General features: G+C 70.3%; 14 protein-coding genes and 2 pseudogenes. 2 read left to right on the top strand and 14 right to left on the bottom strand.

What is annotated here, in order from left to right; genetic code table 11:
• Nucleotides 1–107 precede the first annotated feature (107 nt).
• The 4 genes from ABZ714_RS12500 to ABZ714_RS12485 form a co-directional block, all read right to left on the bottom strand.
• A complete protein-coding gene (locus ABZ714_RS12500) occupies nucleotides 108–554 on the bottom strand; it encodes a hypothetical protein (protein ID WP_358825149.1) in 447 nt (148 codons plus the stop codon).
• A gap of 238 nt (nucleotides 555–792) precedes the next feature.
• A complete protein-coding gene (locus ABZ714_RS12495) occupies nucleotides 793–1092 on the bottom strand; it encodes a hypothetical protein (protein WP_358825148.1) in 300 nt (99 codons plus the stop codon).
• Between the two features lie 181 nt (nucleotides 1093–1273).
• Complete coding sequence (locus tag ABZ714_RS12490) at nucleotides 1274–3604, bottom strand: phage/plasmid primase, P4 family (protein ID WP_358825147.1); 2331 nt, start codon at nucleotides 3602–3604, stop codon at nucleotides 1274–1276.
• A gap of 100 nt (nucleotides 3605–3704) precedes the next feature.
• Nucleotides 3705–3911, bottom strand: coding sequence for a helix-turn-helix transcriptional regulator (locus ABZ714_RS12485; protein ID WP_358825146.1), 207 nt, complete (start codon nucleotides 3909–3911; stop codon nucleotides 3705–3707).
• Nucleotides 3912–4394: 483 nt separating this feature from the next.
• Between ABZ714_RS12485 and ABZ714_RS12480 the strand changes: the two genes are divergently transcribed.
• Both ABZ714_RS12480 and ABZ714_RS12475 read left to right on the top strand, forming a co-directional pair.
• On the top strand, nucleotides 4395–5096 hold the full coding sequence (locus tag ABZ714_RS12480; RefSeq protein WP_358825145.1) for a DUF5753 domain-containing protein: 702 nt from the start codon (nucleotides 4395–4397) through the stop codon (nucleotides 5094–5096).
• Nucleotides 5057–5284 carry a DUF397 domain-containing protein gene (locus ABZ714_RS12475; protein ID WP_358825144.1) on the top strand — a complete coding sequence of 76 codons (228 nt, stop codon included), beginning with the start codon at nucleotides 5057–5059 and terminating at the stop codon, nucleotides 5282–5284. The genes ABZ714_RS12480 and ABZ714_RS12475 overlap by 40 nt, the downstream gene beginning before the upstream one ends.
• Before the next feature lie 163 nt (nucleotides 5285–5447).
• Here the strand turns inward: ABZ714_RS12475 and dprA are convergent.
• The 10 genes and pseudogenes from dprA to rplS form a co-directional block, all read right to left on the bottom strand.
• Nucleotides 5448–6383: pseudogene (gene dprA / locus ABZ714_RS12470) on the bottom strand (DNA-processing protein DprA); the annotation flags it as partial.
• Nucleotides 6380–7993: a YifB family Mg chelatase-like AAA ATPase gene (locus ABZ714_RS12465; protein ID WP_358825143.1), complete on the bottom strand. Its 1614-nt coding sequence runs from the start codon at nucleotides 7991–7993 to the stop codon at nucleotides 6380–6382. The pseudogene dprA and the gene ABZ714_RS12465, both read right to left, overlap by 4 nt.
• The gene (locus ABZ714_RS12460) at nucleotides 7993–8355 is read right to left on the bottom strand and encodes a YraN family protein (RefSeq protein ID WP_358825142.1); all 363 of its coding nucleotides are present in this window, start codon (nucleotides 8353–8355) and stop codon (nucleotides 7993–7995) included. Before ABZ714_RS12460 ends, ABZ714_RS12465 begins: the two co-directional genes overlap by 1 nt.
• Nucleotides 8356–8648: 293 nt before the next feature.
• Entirely contained in the window at nucleotides 8649–8957 is a 309-nt protein-coding gene (locus ABZ714_RS12455; protein WP_005311352.1) for a DUF2469 domain-containing protein, read from the bottom strand.
• A gap of 55 nt (nucleotides 8958–9012) precedes the next feature.
• Nucleotides 9013–9615, bottom strand: a complete 603-nt coding sequence (locus ABZ714_RS12450) for an NUDIX hydrolase (RefSeq protein ID WP_358825141.1) — start codon at nucleotides 9613–9615, stop codon at nucleotides 9013–9015.
• Entirely contained in the window at nucleotides 9605–10375 is a 771-nt protein-coding gene (lepB, locus tag ABZ714_RS12445) for a signal peptidase I (protein ID WP_358825140.1), read from the bottom strand. The genes ABZ714_RS12450 and lepB (ABZ714_RS12445) overlap by 11 nt, the downstream gene beginning before the upstream one ends.
• A gap of 105 nt (nucleotides 10376–10480) precedes the next feature.
• On the bottom strand, nucleotides 10481–11569 hold the full coding sequence (gene lepB, locus ABZ714_RS12440) for a signal peptidase I (RefSeq protein WP_358825139.1): 1089 nt from the start codon (nucleotides 11567–11569) through the stop codon (nucleotides 10481–10483).
• Nucleotides 11529–12723 (bottom strand): annotated as a pseudogene (gene lepB, locus ABZ714_RS12435) (signal peptidase I). The gene lepB (ABZ714_RS12440) and the pseudogene lepB (ABZ714_RS12435) overlap by 41 nt, the downstream one beginning before the upstream one ends.
• Nucleotides 12716–13693 (bottom strand): signal peptidase I, encoded by a 978-nt coding sequence (gene lepB / locus ABZ714_RS12430; RefSeq protein WP_358825138.1) that lies wholly within the window; start codon nucleotides 13691–13693, stop codon nucleotides 12716–12718. Before lepB (ABZ714_RS12430) ends, lepB (ABZ714_RS12435) begins: the two are co-directional and overlap by 8 nt.
• A gap of 89 nt (nucleotides 13694–13782) precedes the next feature.
• Entirely contained in the window at nucleotides 13783–14133 is a 351-nt protein-coding gene (rplS, locus tag ABZ714_RS12425; protein ID WP_358825137.1) for a 50S ribosomal protein L19, read from the bottom strand.
• Between the last annotated feature and the right edge of the window lie 75 nt (nucleotides 14134–14208).

Raw genomic sequence — 14208 nt, 5'->3', positions numbered from 1 at the left:
ACATTCGGCGGTGAGGTCATCACGGCGCATGTGTTGCGACCTTCCTTGGGGTCACGGGTGAGCCCCCGGAATGCGTAGGTTCCGGGGGCTCATTCATGTCCGCAGCGCTACAGCCCTGACCAGAATTTCCGGGGTCCGGTCGGCGGGTTCTGCGGCTCCTTCGGGGGCTGCTTCGCGTCCGACGCCCACCAGTACGGGTCGGGTCGCTCCGGGTCCTCCCCCGGGCCCTCCAGGACCACTCGATCCTGCGGCGCGTACACCCACTTTCTGGGTGCTGGCGGGAGCAGCCTCAACACGAGCCGCTCCGCGTGTCCGATCTCCTCGAACCTGGCCAGCAGGCCCGGCGCGTCGATCTTCAACACAACCGTCGCGTCGAACAGGCAGTTGAACCCTGCCCTCGCGAACTCGGTTCGGATGATCTGGTCGAGCTGCCCGCGCCCTGGGCCCTCGGTCACCTTGGCCAAGCACCAGTCCGGGTCATACAGACCATGCCGCCGGATGACGCTGAGCCGCTGCCCGAGCACTCGCGCCGAATACGCCTTCCTGAACTCCACGGCCACCCTGCACCTGCCTCTCACTTTGGCCGTGCGGGTCCTCGCCGGCCTAACTTCCCGTGTTGAATCTGTGATTCGTCGTGACTGGTCTCGCCGCCCTGCCTCTCCCCCGGCTGGCGGGGGCGACGGGCTGGCGTCGCGGCGGGCTCCCGTGGGGTCTTCCTGGCCCTCTGGGGCCGCCCGGGTGCTCTGTGCCCCGGGCGGCCGTCCGGTGGTCTCCGCTGGCCGTCCCGGGCTGTCAGCCCTCGGCCATCTCCGTGAAGTACTGCCACGCCTCCATGCCCAGCGGGTACAGCCAGTACGGGCCGCCCGGCATCGACGCCGAGTTGGGGACCATGAGCATGTGGTGCGGCTGGGGTCCGGGGGTGATCTGGCCGAACTCAGCGCGGTCGGCTTCCTTGACCACCGCTGTCTTCCACTCGGGCACCAGGGTCACGTTCCCGGTCTCGATGATCCCGGCCATCACTGCGGCCAACTGCTCCTTGAACTCGATGTCGTTCTCGGCCAGCTCGACGGCCAGCGGGTGCATGTTCGTCACTTCAATGCCTCAAATCCTGGGTGGGTGCTGACGTGCTGAAAGGGGCCCAGGCGAGGGGGGTACACAGTGCACAGTCGGTACACGGTCTTCCGGGGGTCGGCTCTCGGAGTTCTTTTTTTGGAATCCACCGGGAGAGGGCGTGTACCGGGTGTGTACCTGTGTACCCCCCTGCCCGCCGCTGTCAGACGGTGGGCAGAGTGGTCTTCACGCCCTTGAATCCGCGCTTGCGGACCCCGCCGAACTTCATGGCGTTCCGAGGCCGCTCGATGCCGTCGATCTGCTCGACGCCCGCCCACTCCATGAGCCGGTCACCGAGCTGCGTGACGTTCTTCGCGAAGTCCCGCCCGCCGTGGCTGCGCCAGAACTCGTACGCCGTCCAGAGGTCATCGTTCGAGATCTTCGCGTCAGGCTCGACGATCAGGTAGTCGTCAGCAAACTCGCCGAACGGGTTGTTCTCGCGCTGCCAGTCCTTGACCGCATTGGTCACGACCGGCGGGTCCTCGACGCGCTCGCCGTTGGCGACGCGCACCGCGCCCTTCACGGCCCACGCCAGGATGGCGGGGCCCTCCTGCCGGAGGAGCTGGCCGGACAGGTCCTCAACGCGCTTCGCCGGGTCGACCTTGGCGTCCATCTTGATGACCTTGACCCGGCGGCGGACGCCCTCCGTGAACGGGATGGTGGGCCGGACGTTGCCGTACATGACCATCGTGAACGTGGTCGGGAACTCGAACGACTTCTCGCCCTTGTGGGACGCGCGCTGAACCTTGTCGCCGGACAGTCGGTTGAACCGGGACTCGTCCAGGACCTGACCCTTGCGGGTCTCCGAGATGGAGATCATCCGGGCTCCGGCGAGGTTGGCCTCAGCCTCGGTGTGCGTGGCGGCGGCCTGCGCCGTCAGCAGGTCCGGCAGGGCCTGGGTGTAGTAGTCGCCGACGACTCCGCCAATGACCTCGATCAGCTGCGACTTGCCGTTGCCGCCGGGGCCGTACAGGAAGTAGGCGCGCTGGCCGTCGTTGTGGCCGATCAGGATCTCGCCGACCATCCGCTGAACGTAGTCAACGAGCTGGGCGTCGCCCTTGAAGGCCCACATCAGGAACTCTTCCCAGCGCGGGCACGAGGCGGTCGGGTCGTAGTCGATCCGGGTGCCTTTGGTGATCATGAACTCGCGGCCGTTCGGGAGGAGCTGGCCGGTCTTGAGGTCGACCACGCCGTTGCCGACGAGCAGCTTGTACGGGTCGGCGTCGAAGACCTTGCCCGACGCCTGGATCTCGGCCAAGTGTCCGGCCTGCTCGATGATGCCTCGGATGTTGGCCGAGCCCTGGAGCTTGCGCACGTAGCCGACGCGCTTCGACCGGCTCTCGTCGTCGTCCGGCAGAGCCTTGGCCTCGATCATCATCCGGTCGGTCATCTCGTGGACGGCCCGGAAGACAGTCGAGTTGTTCTGGACCCACCGCCGACCGTCCCAGCCGAGCCAGCCGCGCCCGATGACGTATCGCAGGTCCGCGCCCGACCAGTCCTTGAGCCGCCGGGCTTCGCCCAGGTGGCTGGCCTCGTACCGGCCGTCAGACACCGGCTCGGCGTTGACCGCCTTGGGCTTGTCCTGCTCCATCTGCCAGATTCGCTCGGCGGTAACCATCAGCGCGTCCTTGTCGTGGGGGGTGTCGGACTCGCTGTCGATCTCCTCCAGCGCGTCGAGGTAGGTGTTGAAGTCGTCGTTACGGTGCTTGCGGGCGAGGTGCCCGGCCACCTGGCCGAGCCAGTGCCAGCCGCGCCCGGGGTGGTCCGAGGGCAGCGCCCGCAGCTCCGCCAGCGACGGGCCGCCGGACAGCCCAGCGGCGGGGCGGGACGGGGTCCCGGAGCCCACAGGACGGGTGGGCAGGTACCGAGCGGCCTGCTGGATCTCCGAGAGCCACGGAGGGGCCACGGAGGACTCGCCCGCGTCCACCACCTGATAACGCTGGTTGTAGATCACCGAGCCGGGGGCGACGATGAGCGACGCCCGACCGGTCTTGATGTCGATGCCGGGGTACCGCTCCGGGTCAAGCGGCGCGGCCTTCAACTCGACTGCGGGATCGGCTCGGTAGACGAAGTGGAGGCTGTCCGGCCCGGAGGCCGTGTGGTGCGTCCGGGTCGCCGGGAGCTGGCCGTAATCGGCCTGGAGCTTGGCCAGCGAGGCCGTCCCGCCGTTCTTCGGGTCGACGTCGACGACGACCCAGCCGTCCAGGGTCAGCGCGACGTTCAGCCACTCGTGCCGGGCGAGCGAGTGCCAGTAGATCTCGACCTCCTCGAAAGAGGTCAGGGCCTTGTCCGGCCAACCCACCACCACGGGGCGCTTCTTGTTGACGGGCATCGGGAAGACGCCGAAGCCCAGTTCCGCGTACTCACCTGCGATCTCGTACGGCGACGCGGCTGCTTGCACCGCCGGGAAACTGCGTGCTTCGCTGGTCTCGTTGGTGGTGGTAGTGCGGCTCTCGTGACGACCCTCGGCCTGGTCCGCCGGGGGTCGCTCCATGTGTGTCGTCACTTGGCCTCGCCGCCCTTTCGCGGTCCGAAGATCAGGCGGATGAGTCGCTGGCGTTCGGCCTCGGTCATCTGCCGGGCGTCCTTGGCGATCACTTGGACCACCCGATGAGGGCCGTGTACTCGATGCCCAGGGCCTCAGCGATCTTGCCGATGGTCGGGAGGTCGGGAACGGACCGGCCGCGCTCATAGGCGCAGAGCCGGGCGGCGTCACCCGTGACGGTCGTACTGAGCTTGCGCTGAGAGATTCCGCGCTCTTCGCGGATCCGCCGCAGGGCGGCGGGATCGAACTGCAACATGGATGACCCATTCGAAAGAAGGGTGCCCAGGTGAGGCGGGTAACGACGGGGCGTCATATCCATGCGCTGGCTACTACCTGCTGACCCCCGACCTGGTAGCCACGGCTGCCGGGGTGTAGGACTACTCCACCATGGGCCTTACCACCCGCACAATGCCCGTCTGACCTTGCGTTTTCGGCAAGGTGAGCAGTCACGAGAAGTATTCAGATCAGTCACGAGAAGTAAGGCCGGCGAGCCCAACCCGACCCCGAGGTCTCCCCCGCGCCGCCAGCGGCCCCGGGCTGGTATCTCCCGGGCCTCCCGTGGGGTCTCCGTGGGCTTCCGGGGGTGCCTGGGGGCGTCCGGCCGCACCCGCCAGCACGAGGCCCGGGGACGGCCGGGGAGAGCCGTGTGGGTGCACCTTGGTCGGAGTGATTATGCGGAGTGACCCACGCCACTATTCTGGATGATGACAGGCCATCAGCCCGTGAGCGGAGTCGCCAAGTGACCGTGAACGCACAGGAGATCATCAAAAACCTACGAGCCCCAGACCAGCGGAACATGGGGCGCATCGAGACCGCCGAAGTGGGTGCCGACAACCTGAATCGGCTGTCATCGCTGGACGCGCTGGCCACCACCGTGCGTGTCTTCGACAGCAACGTGATCCCGGGCAACCTCCAGACGCCCAACTACTCGGCGGCGGTCATCCACGCCGCACACCCGAAGCTCCCTCACTACGAGGTGCGCCGACGGGTCCTGATCAAGGAGGAGCGAGCCCGCGCGTTCCTGCGCCGGACGTTCGACGAGCAGCTGATCGGCGCGTGGTTCATCATCGGCGAGCGCGCCATCACCAGGTGCATCGACATGGAGGACGAGGGCAACATGCACGCCCTCCAGCTCCGCCACCTGCTGATGCTGGCGACGCACGCCAAAATCTCCATCCAGGTCATGCCGGAGAAGGTCGTAACACCCGCGCTGGCCGAACAGTTCGCGCTTTACGGGATGGACGACGACCAGCGTGTTGGTTACGTTGAGACGATCATGGGGTCGTGGTACTCGACGCGGCTCGACGACGTGGCCAAGCTCCACTCGACGTTCAGCGACATCGTGAGGGAGGCCATGTCCCCCGACTCCACCCAGATGTTCATCCGAGAGGTTCTCGCGTCATGGCGATCCGCAAAGAACGAGTCACCCGAACTCACGTAGGCCAGCCGTTTCTGTTCAGCTCCGAATCGGCCGCAGGCGACGACTGCGTTGGAGTCGCCGGAGCGTGCCACGCGACGGCCGACGGGACAGTTGCTGTCCTCGACTCCAAGCGGGCTGACGGCCCGCTGATCGTGACCACTCGCCAGCCCTGGCGGGCGTTCATGGGCTGGGTGGCTGGCGGCCAGTAGGGCGCGACGGCCCAGGACGGTACTCCGGAGCGCACGGGATGGCGCCCCGGGGCCCTGGGCCCGGCGCAGGTACGAGAGAGCCCCGGAGGGCCCATCCCGCCCTCCGGGGCTCTCTTATGCCCGGCTACGCCGCGACGGCCAGCCGGAACCGGATCGGAGCTAGAGCGTTGCTCCCAGAAATAGGTGTGGGGACGCCCATGATGTGGCGGCCCAGTTCACGGGCGTGGCGGGCGGTGACGAGTGACCCGCTGCGGTAGGCGGCCTCGATGACGACGGTGCCCCGGCTGAGGGCGGCGATGACCCGGTTTCTGAGGACGAACCGGCTGCGGGTGGGGTGATCGCCGGGGGCGAGTTCGGCGATGACGAGGCCCTGTTCTCCGATCCGGCGGATGAGTTCGGTATGTCCGGGCGGGTAGGCGGAGTCCACTCCGCAGGCGAGTACGGCGATGGTCGCGCCGTCGGCGGCGAGGGCGCCTCGGTGGGCGGCGCCGTCGATGCCGAAGGCGGCTCCGGAGATCACGACCCAGCCCCGGTGGGCGAGTTCGGCGGCGAGGGTGCCCGCGGTGTGGGTGCCGTAGGGGGTGCAGGCCCGGGCGCCGACGAGGGCGACCGAGCGCAGGGCCCAGGTTCTGAGGTGTGGGGTGCCGCGGGTCCAGAGGCCGATGGGCCGGGTGGGGCCGAGGTCGTCGAGTTGGGTGGGCCATTCGGTGTCGCCGGGGCAGATGAATCTGCCGCCGAGTGCGGTGATGGCGGCGAGGTCGCGGTGAGGGTCGGCGGTCGCGGCGCGGGCCCGGTAGCCGGCGAGTCTGCGGGGTGTGGCGCCGGGCAGGGGCGGGTCACCGCCCTGCCCGGCGGCGGCGCCGGTGCCGGTGCGGCTGCTGGTGATGCGGTGGAGCACTTCTACGGCGCCGTAGTCGGCGAGCCATCGCCCGGCGAGTTGGTCGCCGGGTTCGACGACGCGGGTGAGCGCGGCGCGGGCGAGCCGTTCGGTGTCGTCCCGGGGGCCGGTTTCCCGGGGGTACGGGGAGCCGGTGGCTGATCGGTCCGGTGGCCGTAGCGCGTGTCGGGCGGTGGGGCCGGGTGGGGGTTCCTCGGTCACGGGGTGTCTCCTCCGGTGGGCCGGGTGGCGCCCCGGGGTACTCCGGTACGGAGTTCGAGGGCGAGGGCGACGTCCTCGTTCCGGGGCCGGTCACGGCCGGTGAGGTCGGCGATGGTCCAGGCGACGCGGAGGACTCGGTCGAGTCCGCGGGCGGTGAGGAGTCCTCGTTCGAGGTCGCGTTCGGGTGCGGAGAGGGCGCCGGGGGCGACGGGCCAGCGGGTGCGCAGTTCATGGCCGGGGATCTCGTTGTTCATGGTCCAGGGGGTGTCCCGGAGCCGGTGGGCGGCCCGTTCGCGGGCCTGGTGGACCCGGTCGGCGACGGTGGCGCTGGGTTCTCCCCGGCCGCCTCGTCCCATGAGGTCGGCTCGGTTGACGGGTTCGACCCTGACCCGGAGGTCGACCCGGTCGAGGAGGGGGCCGGAGAGCCGGGACTGGTAGCGGCGGACGATGGCTGGGGCGCATTCGCAGCCGGTGCCGTCGCTGGTATGGCGGCCGCAGGGGCAGGGGTTGGCGGCGAGGATCATCAGGAAGCGGGCGGGGAGGCGGACGACTCCGCCGCTGCGGGCGACGACGACATAGCCGGATTCCAGGGGCTGGCGGAGCGCGTCGAGGACTTTGACCGGGAATTCGGGGGCTTCGTCCAGAAAGAGAATGCCGCGGTGGGCGAGGGAGACCGCGCCGGGGCGGGGCAGTCCGTTGCCGCCGCCGACGAGGGCGGGCATGGTCGCCGAGTGGTGCGGGGCGCAGTAGGGCGCGGTGCGGACGAGTGGCTGGCCGGGGGGCAGGATTCCGGCGACGGAGTGGACGGCGGTGACTTCGAGGGATTCCCGCCGGGTGAGGGGCGGGAGGATGCCGGTGAGGCGTTCGGCGAGCATGGTCTTCCCGGCGCCGGGTGGTCCGGAGAGCAGGAGGTGGTGTCCGCCGGCGGCGGCGACCTCCAGGGCGGTACGGGCCGCGTGCTGGCCCGCGACGTCGGCAAGGTCGGGCTGGTCCGCGGGGCCGCTGACGAGTCCGGTGCCGAGGCCGGCGCCGGGTAGCGCGAGTCCGGCGAGTATCGGGTCGGGGCCGTCGGTGACGGGTTCCTCGACGGGGACGGGTTCGTCGTTCAGTACGGCGATCAACTGGCGCAGGCTGCGGACGCCGAGGACGGAGACGCCGGGGACGAGGGCGGCTTCCCCGGCGGTCTGTTCGGGGACGACGACGTTGTGATAGCCGGCTTCGGCGGCGGCGAGGACGGCGGGGAGGACTCCGCGGACCGGCCGGACGCGGCCGTCGAGTCCGAGTTCGCCGATGAGGACGAGGTCGGCGATGGCCCGGGGGTCGACACGTTCGGCGGCGCCGAGGACGGCGCAGGCGACGGCGAGGTCGAATCCGCTGCCGCCTTTGGGTACGGACGCGGGGCTGAGTCCGACGGTGAGTTTCTTCTGGGGCCAGTCGGCACCGGAGTTGACGACGGCGGCCCTGACCCGGTCGCGGCTCTCGGTGAGGCTCTTGTCGGGGAGTCCGACGAGGGCGAAGGCGGCGATGCCGGGTTCGAGGTCGGCCTGGACCTCCACGACGACGCCTTCGACACCGACCAGGGCGACGGAGCAGGCACGGGCGAATCCCATCAGGCCACCCCCCGGACGTGTTCCACGACGGGTGCTCCGCGCCGGGGCAGCAGTACGCCGACGAGGTCGATCCGGATGCCGCCCGGTGGTGGTCCGCCGTACCGCTCGATCCAGCCTTCGGCGAGGCGTAGCAGCCGGGCGGCCTTGGCCGGGGTGATCGCGGCCATGGGGTGTTCGAAGGGCCCTGCCCTGCGGGTCTTGACCTCGCACAGCACGACGGTGTCGCCGTCGCGGGCGACGATGTCGATCTCCCCTGTGCGGCCGTAGCGCCAGTTCCTGGCGAGGACGGTCATTCCGGTCTCGGTGAGCAGGCGCGCGGCGATTTCCTCGCCGTAGTGTCCCAGTGCTTTCGTGGCGTTCATCTCGGCACCACCTCCTGCACCGAGAGTGACGCGACCGCCGTCCGCCCGTGGATCTTGGTGGACAACGGGGGGATTGTGGATAACTCCGTCACCCGTACAGGTCCGCCGGGCCGGTCTGCTCACCGGAAGCGGAGCGGACCGAGTGCGGTGCCGGAGCGGTCCCGGAGCCGTCCGGCAACGGTCCGGAAGCAGGACGGAAGGGATCCGGGAATCACCCGGTCATGGCGACGGCGGGCATCCGTGGGAACCGCGGATGCCCGCCGGGGCGCCGAAGGCCGCTGATCGGCCGCTGCTCAGCTGCCGGGGAGTTCGAGGTCGCTCTTGTTGAGCTCCTCGATGTTCACGTCCTTGAAGGTGAGGACCCGTACCTGCTTGACGAAGCGGGCGGGCCGGTACATGTCCCAGACCCACGCGTCCGCCATGGAGACCTCGAAGAAGACCTCGCCCTGTACCGAGTGGACCTGCATCTCGTAGTCGTTGGTGAGGTAGAAGCGGCGCTCGGTCTCGATCACGTATTTGAACAGTCCGACGACGTCCCGGTACTCCCGGTAGAGCTTCAGCTCCATCTCGGTCTCGTACTTTTCGAGGTCCTCGGCGCTCATGGCATGTTCCCCTTCAGCCGTGCGTCCCCCTATTGTGCGCCAGTCGCACCCGTCTCTAGGCGATTTCGGGGGCGAGGACGATCGGCGTTGGCGGGGGGCCCTCGTCGAGCAGCGTGCGCAGCAGCCCGGCGAGTCTGGTCGGGTACACCGTCTCACGCGTGGCGGACAGTTCGGCGGAGGTCCACCATCTCAGCCCGGTGACGCTGCGGCGTTCCAGTTCGGTCAGGGCGCCGGGCGCGGTCGTGGTCTGTTCGGTACGGGCCAGGTAGTACCACTCGTCCTGGTTCCAGCGGCGTCCGTCGAAGGGGAAGGAGCAGAGGCGCCGCCAGAGGACGGGGCCGAGCCGGACATCGGTGACGCCGGTCTCCTCGGCGAGTTCGCGCAGTGCGGCCTCGGCGCGGGTCTCGTCGCCCTCGAGTCCGCCTCCGGGGGTGAACCACCAGTCGTCGGTCGGGTCGCCCGGCTGGCAGCCGTGGACGAGGAGGATTCGGTCGTGGGGGTCGAGTAGTACGACGCGGGCGACTCTCCGCAGGTCAACGCCGCCGAAGCCGCCCGCGAAACCACCCGTGGAGTCGGCCGTGGAGCTGTCCGCAGAGCCATCCGGAAACCTGCCGGTACCACCGGGAAGACCGGGTACCGGGTCCGTCTCATCCGGCATCGGTGGCCGCCTCCGTCCGCCGTTCCCGCCGTTCGCCGCGTCGGCGCAGGGCTCGCCGTACGGGGTCGTGGAGTGCGCCGCCGAAGACCAGCAGCGCTCCGGCGGCCATGCCCCAGAGGATCGTCTTGACCGGTCCCATCCGGGAGATCCCCCCGGGCAGGTCGGCGAAGCCCTCGGGCCGTTCCAGAAAGGCGCCGTCGAGGGGCCACACCACGGCGTCCAGCCGGGCTTCCACGGCGGACCGGGGTACGGATCCGCCGACGGCGTCCTGGAGGTGTTTCCGGGAGTCGAGGGAGTTGTTCCGCTCGTCGCCGAGGAGGAAGAGGTGTCCTTCGGGGACGGTGGTGCTGAACTCGGTGGGCGACGCCGGTCCGGCGGTGCGGAGATACGGTTCGGCGACCGGGGTGCCGTTGACCGTGAGTCGTCCGTCCCGCCCGCAGCAGGCGACGGTGTCGCCGCCGGTGGCCACGACCCGCTTCACCATGGGCGTGTCGCCCCAGGCGGCGAGCCGGAACACCACGATGTCACCGCGGCGTACGTCGGCGCCGTCGATCCGTTCGGCGAGGACCCGGTCCCCCGCCCGTACGGAGGGTGTCATCGAGTCCGTCGGTACCAGATAGGGCCGGTACACCAGGGCGCCCCAGCCGAAACTCCCCAGGAAGAGCGCACAGCCGACGGCCACGGCCAGGCCCGACAGTTTCCCGCCGAGCCGGCCGTGGCCGTCTTCCGTTCGTCCGCCGCCCGTCCGTGCTGCCGTCATTCCGGCGCTCCCCCGCTCCAGGAGGCTTCCGGCCGTGCGGTGATCCCGCGCGGCCGCGCCCCGGGACGGCACCCTACCGGGCGGTTTTCCCTCGCGGGTCCGTCGCTACAGCCCCGGCTCCCGCCCGGCCGCGGGCGCCGTCGCACGGGTCGCGCTCGCCGGGGCGGTGTCCCGGGCCGTCTCGCGGGCGATCAGCCGCCGCCTGCGCCACAGCACCAGCGGTACGGCTCCGAGGGCGCCCATGGCCAGCGGCGCGGAGGAGGTCACCAGGGCGGCGGCCTTGTTCCCGATGCCGGGCTGGTCGTACGTCGAGGGGACCGGCAGGGTCGCCCAGCGGTTCACGGGCCAGGCGATGACCACGGCCCGCCCGACGACCTTGTCCACAGGGACGAAGCCGCCGTTGACGTCCTCGGTGTGGTAGCGGGAGTCACGGGAGTTGGAGCGGTGGTCGCCCATGACCCAGATCTTGCCGTCGGGAACGGTCAGCGGGCCGAAGGGCTGATCGTCGCAGGGGGTGTCGCCGGGGAAGATGTACGGCTCGTCGAGCGCCTTCCCGTTGACCTTGACCGGGCCGCCCTTCTTGCACTCGATCCGGTCACCGCCGACCGCGATGGTCCGCTTGATCAGGTCTTTCTCCTCGGCGGACGGCATCAGGCCGATAAAGCTGAGGAACTTCTGGACCGCGTTGGGCTCGGGAGTGGGCTCGCCCTCCAGCCAGCCGCCCGGGTCGTGGAAGACGACGACCTCACCGCGTTCGGGCTCGGAGCCGAACCAGGGGGTCAGCTTGTCGACCAGCACCCGGTCGCCCCGCTGGAGGGTGTTCTGCATCGAGTCCGACGGGATGGAGAAGGCCTGGACCAGGAACGTCTTGATCAGCAACGCCAGGACCAGGGCGATACCGATCAGGATCGGCAGCTCCTTCCAGAAGGAGCGCTGCGGCTTGCGGCGCCCTTCTGCGTCCTCTTCGTTCTCGTCGCCGCCCTCGGTGCCCTCCGGGCCGGGACCGGCACCCGGCGAGGGGGTCTGCCCCCCCGCGGGACCGCCGGGGCCGGAACCTCCGGGTCCACCACTGCCCCCGGTCCCCCGGCCGTCCCGGGGGGCACCGGGACCGCCCGGGCCGCCGGAACCGTCCGGCAGTTCGCCGGGCCTCCCGTCACCGCCCTTCACGGACGCCGCCGCTGGGGACGAGGCCACCGGCGACGCGGTGTCCCTGAGGGACGGCGACGCCACGGCGGGCCCGGCCGCCGGGGTACTCCCCGAAGACCCTTTGGCCCCGGCGGACCCGTCGCGCCCCTCGGGCCCGTCCTCCGGCTGCTCGTGTCCGGACTGTGCGCCGACCGCGACGTCCCGCACATCAACTCCTCAGTCTGTGTGAACCGTCCGCCCGTCCGCCACGGAGTTCTCCGCAGGACGACCAGACCCATCACTCCCATAACGAGCGAGAGTTCCGCAGGGCTCGGGAGGAGGACCATTCCTTTGTGGCCCTGGGACGACAGGGTATGCGAATCACCCCTCGCCACCTCACCATTCGCACGTACGTTCGGCACGGAGGCGTAGATCTCCTGCCCGTCGAGCCGGGCCCAGTTGCGCACCGGCCAGGCGATCACCACGGCCCGTCCGACGACCGCGTCCACCGCGATCGTGCCCCGCTCCGGCTCGTCGAGATGGGCCCGGGAGTCCGCCGAGTTCGCCCGGTGGTCCCCCATCACGAACAGCCGCCCGGGTGGCACCGCGACCTCGAAGGTCTGGGTCGAGGGGACATTGCCCGGTTTGAGGTACGACTCGGTCAGCGGGACGCCGTTGACGGTCACCCGCCCGTCCGGGTCGCAGCAGGCGACGGTGTCCCCGCCGACCGCGACCACCCGCTTGATCAGGTCCTGCTCGCCCTCCGACGGCAGCAGCCCGATGAAGGTGAGCCCCTGCTTGATCTGTTTGACGACGACCGGGTCGTCCTTCTTCTCGGGCAGGGCGGCCTCGCCCACGAGCCAGCCGCCGGGGTCCTTGAAGACCACCACGTCCCCCCGTTCCGGTTCGGAGCCGAACCAGGGGGTGAGCTTGTCGACCAGCACCCGGTCGTCGATCCGGATCGTCTGCTCCATCGAGCCCGACGGAATGACGAACGCCTGCACCAGGAAGGTCTTCAGCACCAGGGCGATCACCAGCGCCACGACGATCAGCAGCGGGATCTCCGTCAGCGCCCACCGCCGCCGCCTGCGGCGCACCTTGCGGGCCAGCTTGCGCCGCTCGGCCCGGCCGCCCTGCGGGACCGGCGAGCCGTCCGCCGTGCCGGGACCGGCGGAGGGCAGGGGGTCGGGGCGCTGTCCGGCGGGCCGCCCCCGCCTACCCATGCGGCCGTCCGTAGGCGGGGGCACCCGTACCGCCCGCGTCTTCGCCGTCACCCGCACCCCGCGCACCGCCCGGCAGCGGCCGGTCGACCGCGTCCGGAGCGGATCCTTCCGGCGCGTCCGGGACCCCGTCGAAGGCATCCGTACGCCCCAGGGATCCCCAGCGCCCCGCGGGCCACCCGATCCACTCGGCCCGGCCGATCACATTCTCCACCGGGACCGTTCCGCCGCCCGGGGCGCCCAGATAGTCCCTGGAGTCACGCGAGTCGCTTCTGTGGTCACCCATCACCCAGAGCCTGCCCGGCGGGACGATGGTGTCGAAGGCCACCTTCGACGGCGCGTCGCCGGGATACAGATACTCCTCGTCGACCGCCGTCCCGTTCACCGTGAGCCTGCCCTGCCGGTCGCAGCAGACCACCCGGTCGCCCCCGACGCCGACGACGCGCTTGACGAAGTCGGTGGCCGCGGGCTCCGCGAGCCCCACGGCCGCGAGGACACCCCGGACCGCCTCCCGGAACGGATGCTCCGCCACCGCCTCCCGGACGAAGGAGCCCGTCCCGTCGAAGACGATCAGATCGCCGCGTTCCGGTACGTCTCCGGAGCCGTACGCGAGCTTGTTGACCAGCACCCGGTCACCGGGCCGCAGGGTCGGCTTCATGGAGTCGCTCGGGATGTGGAACGGCTGCATCACAAACCGGCTGACCAGCAGCACCGCCCCGAGGCAGACCGCCGCCAGGAGCAGCGTCCGGCGCCAGGAGGACCCCCGGGCGCCCGCCGCGTCCGGCTCCTCCCGGCGGTCCTCCGCACCGGAGCGGCGGAACGGGCGCGGAGCACGCGGAGAACGCCGAAAACGCCGGAAGCGCGACCGCTCCTCCCCCGGTCCGGACATGCCGGGCCCCGCCGTGTCGGCGGAATCCCGGCTGCCGGGGTGGGATGAGCGGTCGCGCTCCGTGCGTACGTTCTCGGTGTCCATCGCGGACGAGCCTATCCGGCCACGCCATGGACCCGTACGGGACCTGAGCCCGGTTCCGGCGACCCCTGGGGAGCCGCCGGGCCGATGCCTCAGTTGTCGCGCTTCTCCTTGATCTTCGCGGCCTTGCCGCGCAGCTCACGGAGGTAGTACAGCTTGGCGCGGCGGACGTCACCACGGGTGACGAGCTCGATCTTCTCGAAGATCGGGCTGTGCACCGGGAAGGTGCGCTCGACGCCGACGGAGAAGGAGACCTTGCGGACCGTGAAGGTCTCGCTGACGCCGGCGCCCTGGCGGCGGATGACGACACCCTTGAACTGCTGGATACGGGAGCGGTTGCCCTCGATGACGCGAACGTGGACGTTCACGGTGTCACCGGGACGGAACGAGGGGACGTCGGACCGCAGGGAGGCGGAGTTGACTGCGTCGAGCACATGCGACATGTTCGTCTGCTTTCTTCGCCGATGCCACAGGTCATCGACGGGAGAGTCGGTTTGTTCGGATGGCCGTCGGCGTCG

Origin of the sequence: Streptomyces sp. NPDC006798 (genome assembly GCF_040635975.1) — a bacterium.
Lineage (GTDB): Bacteria > Actinomycetota > Actinomycetes > Streptomycetales > Streptomycetaceae > Streptomyces.
Note: the sequence above shows the minus strand (reverse complement) of the source record. Positions and strands in the feature narration are given on the sequence as shown.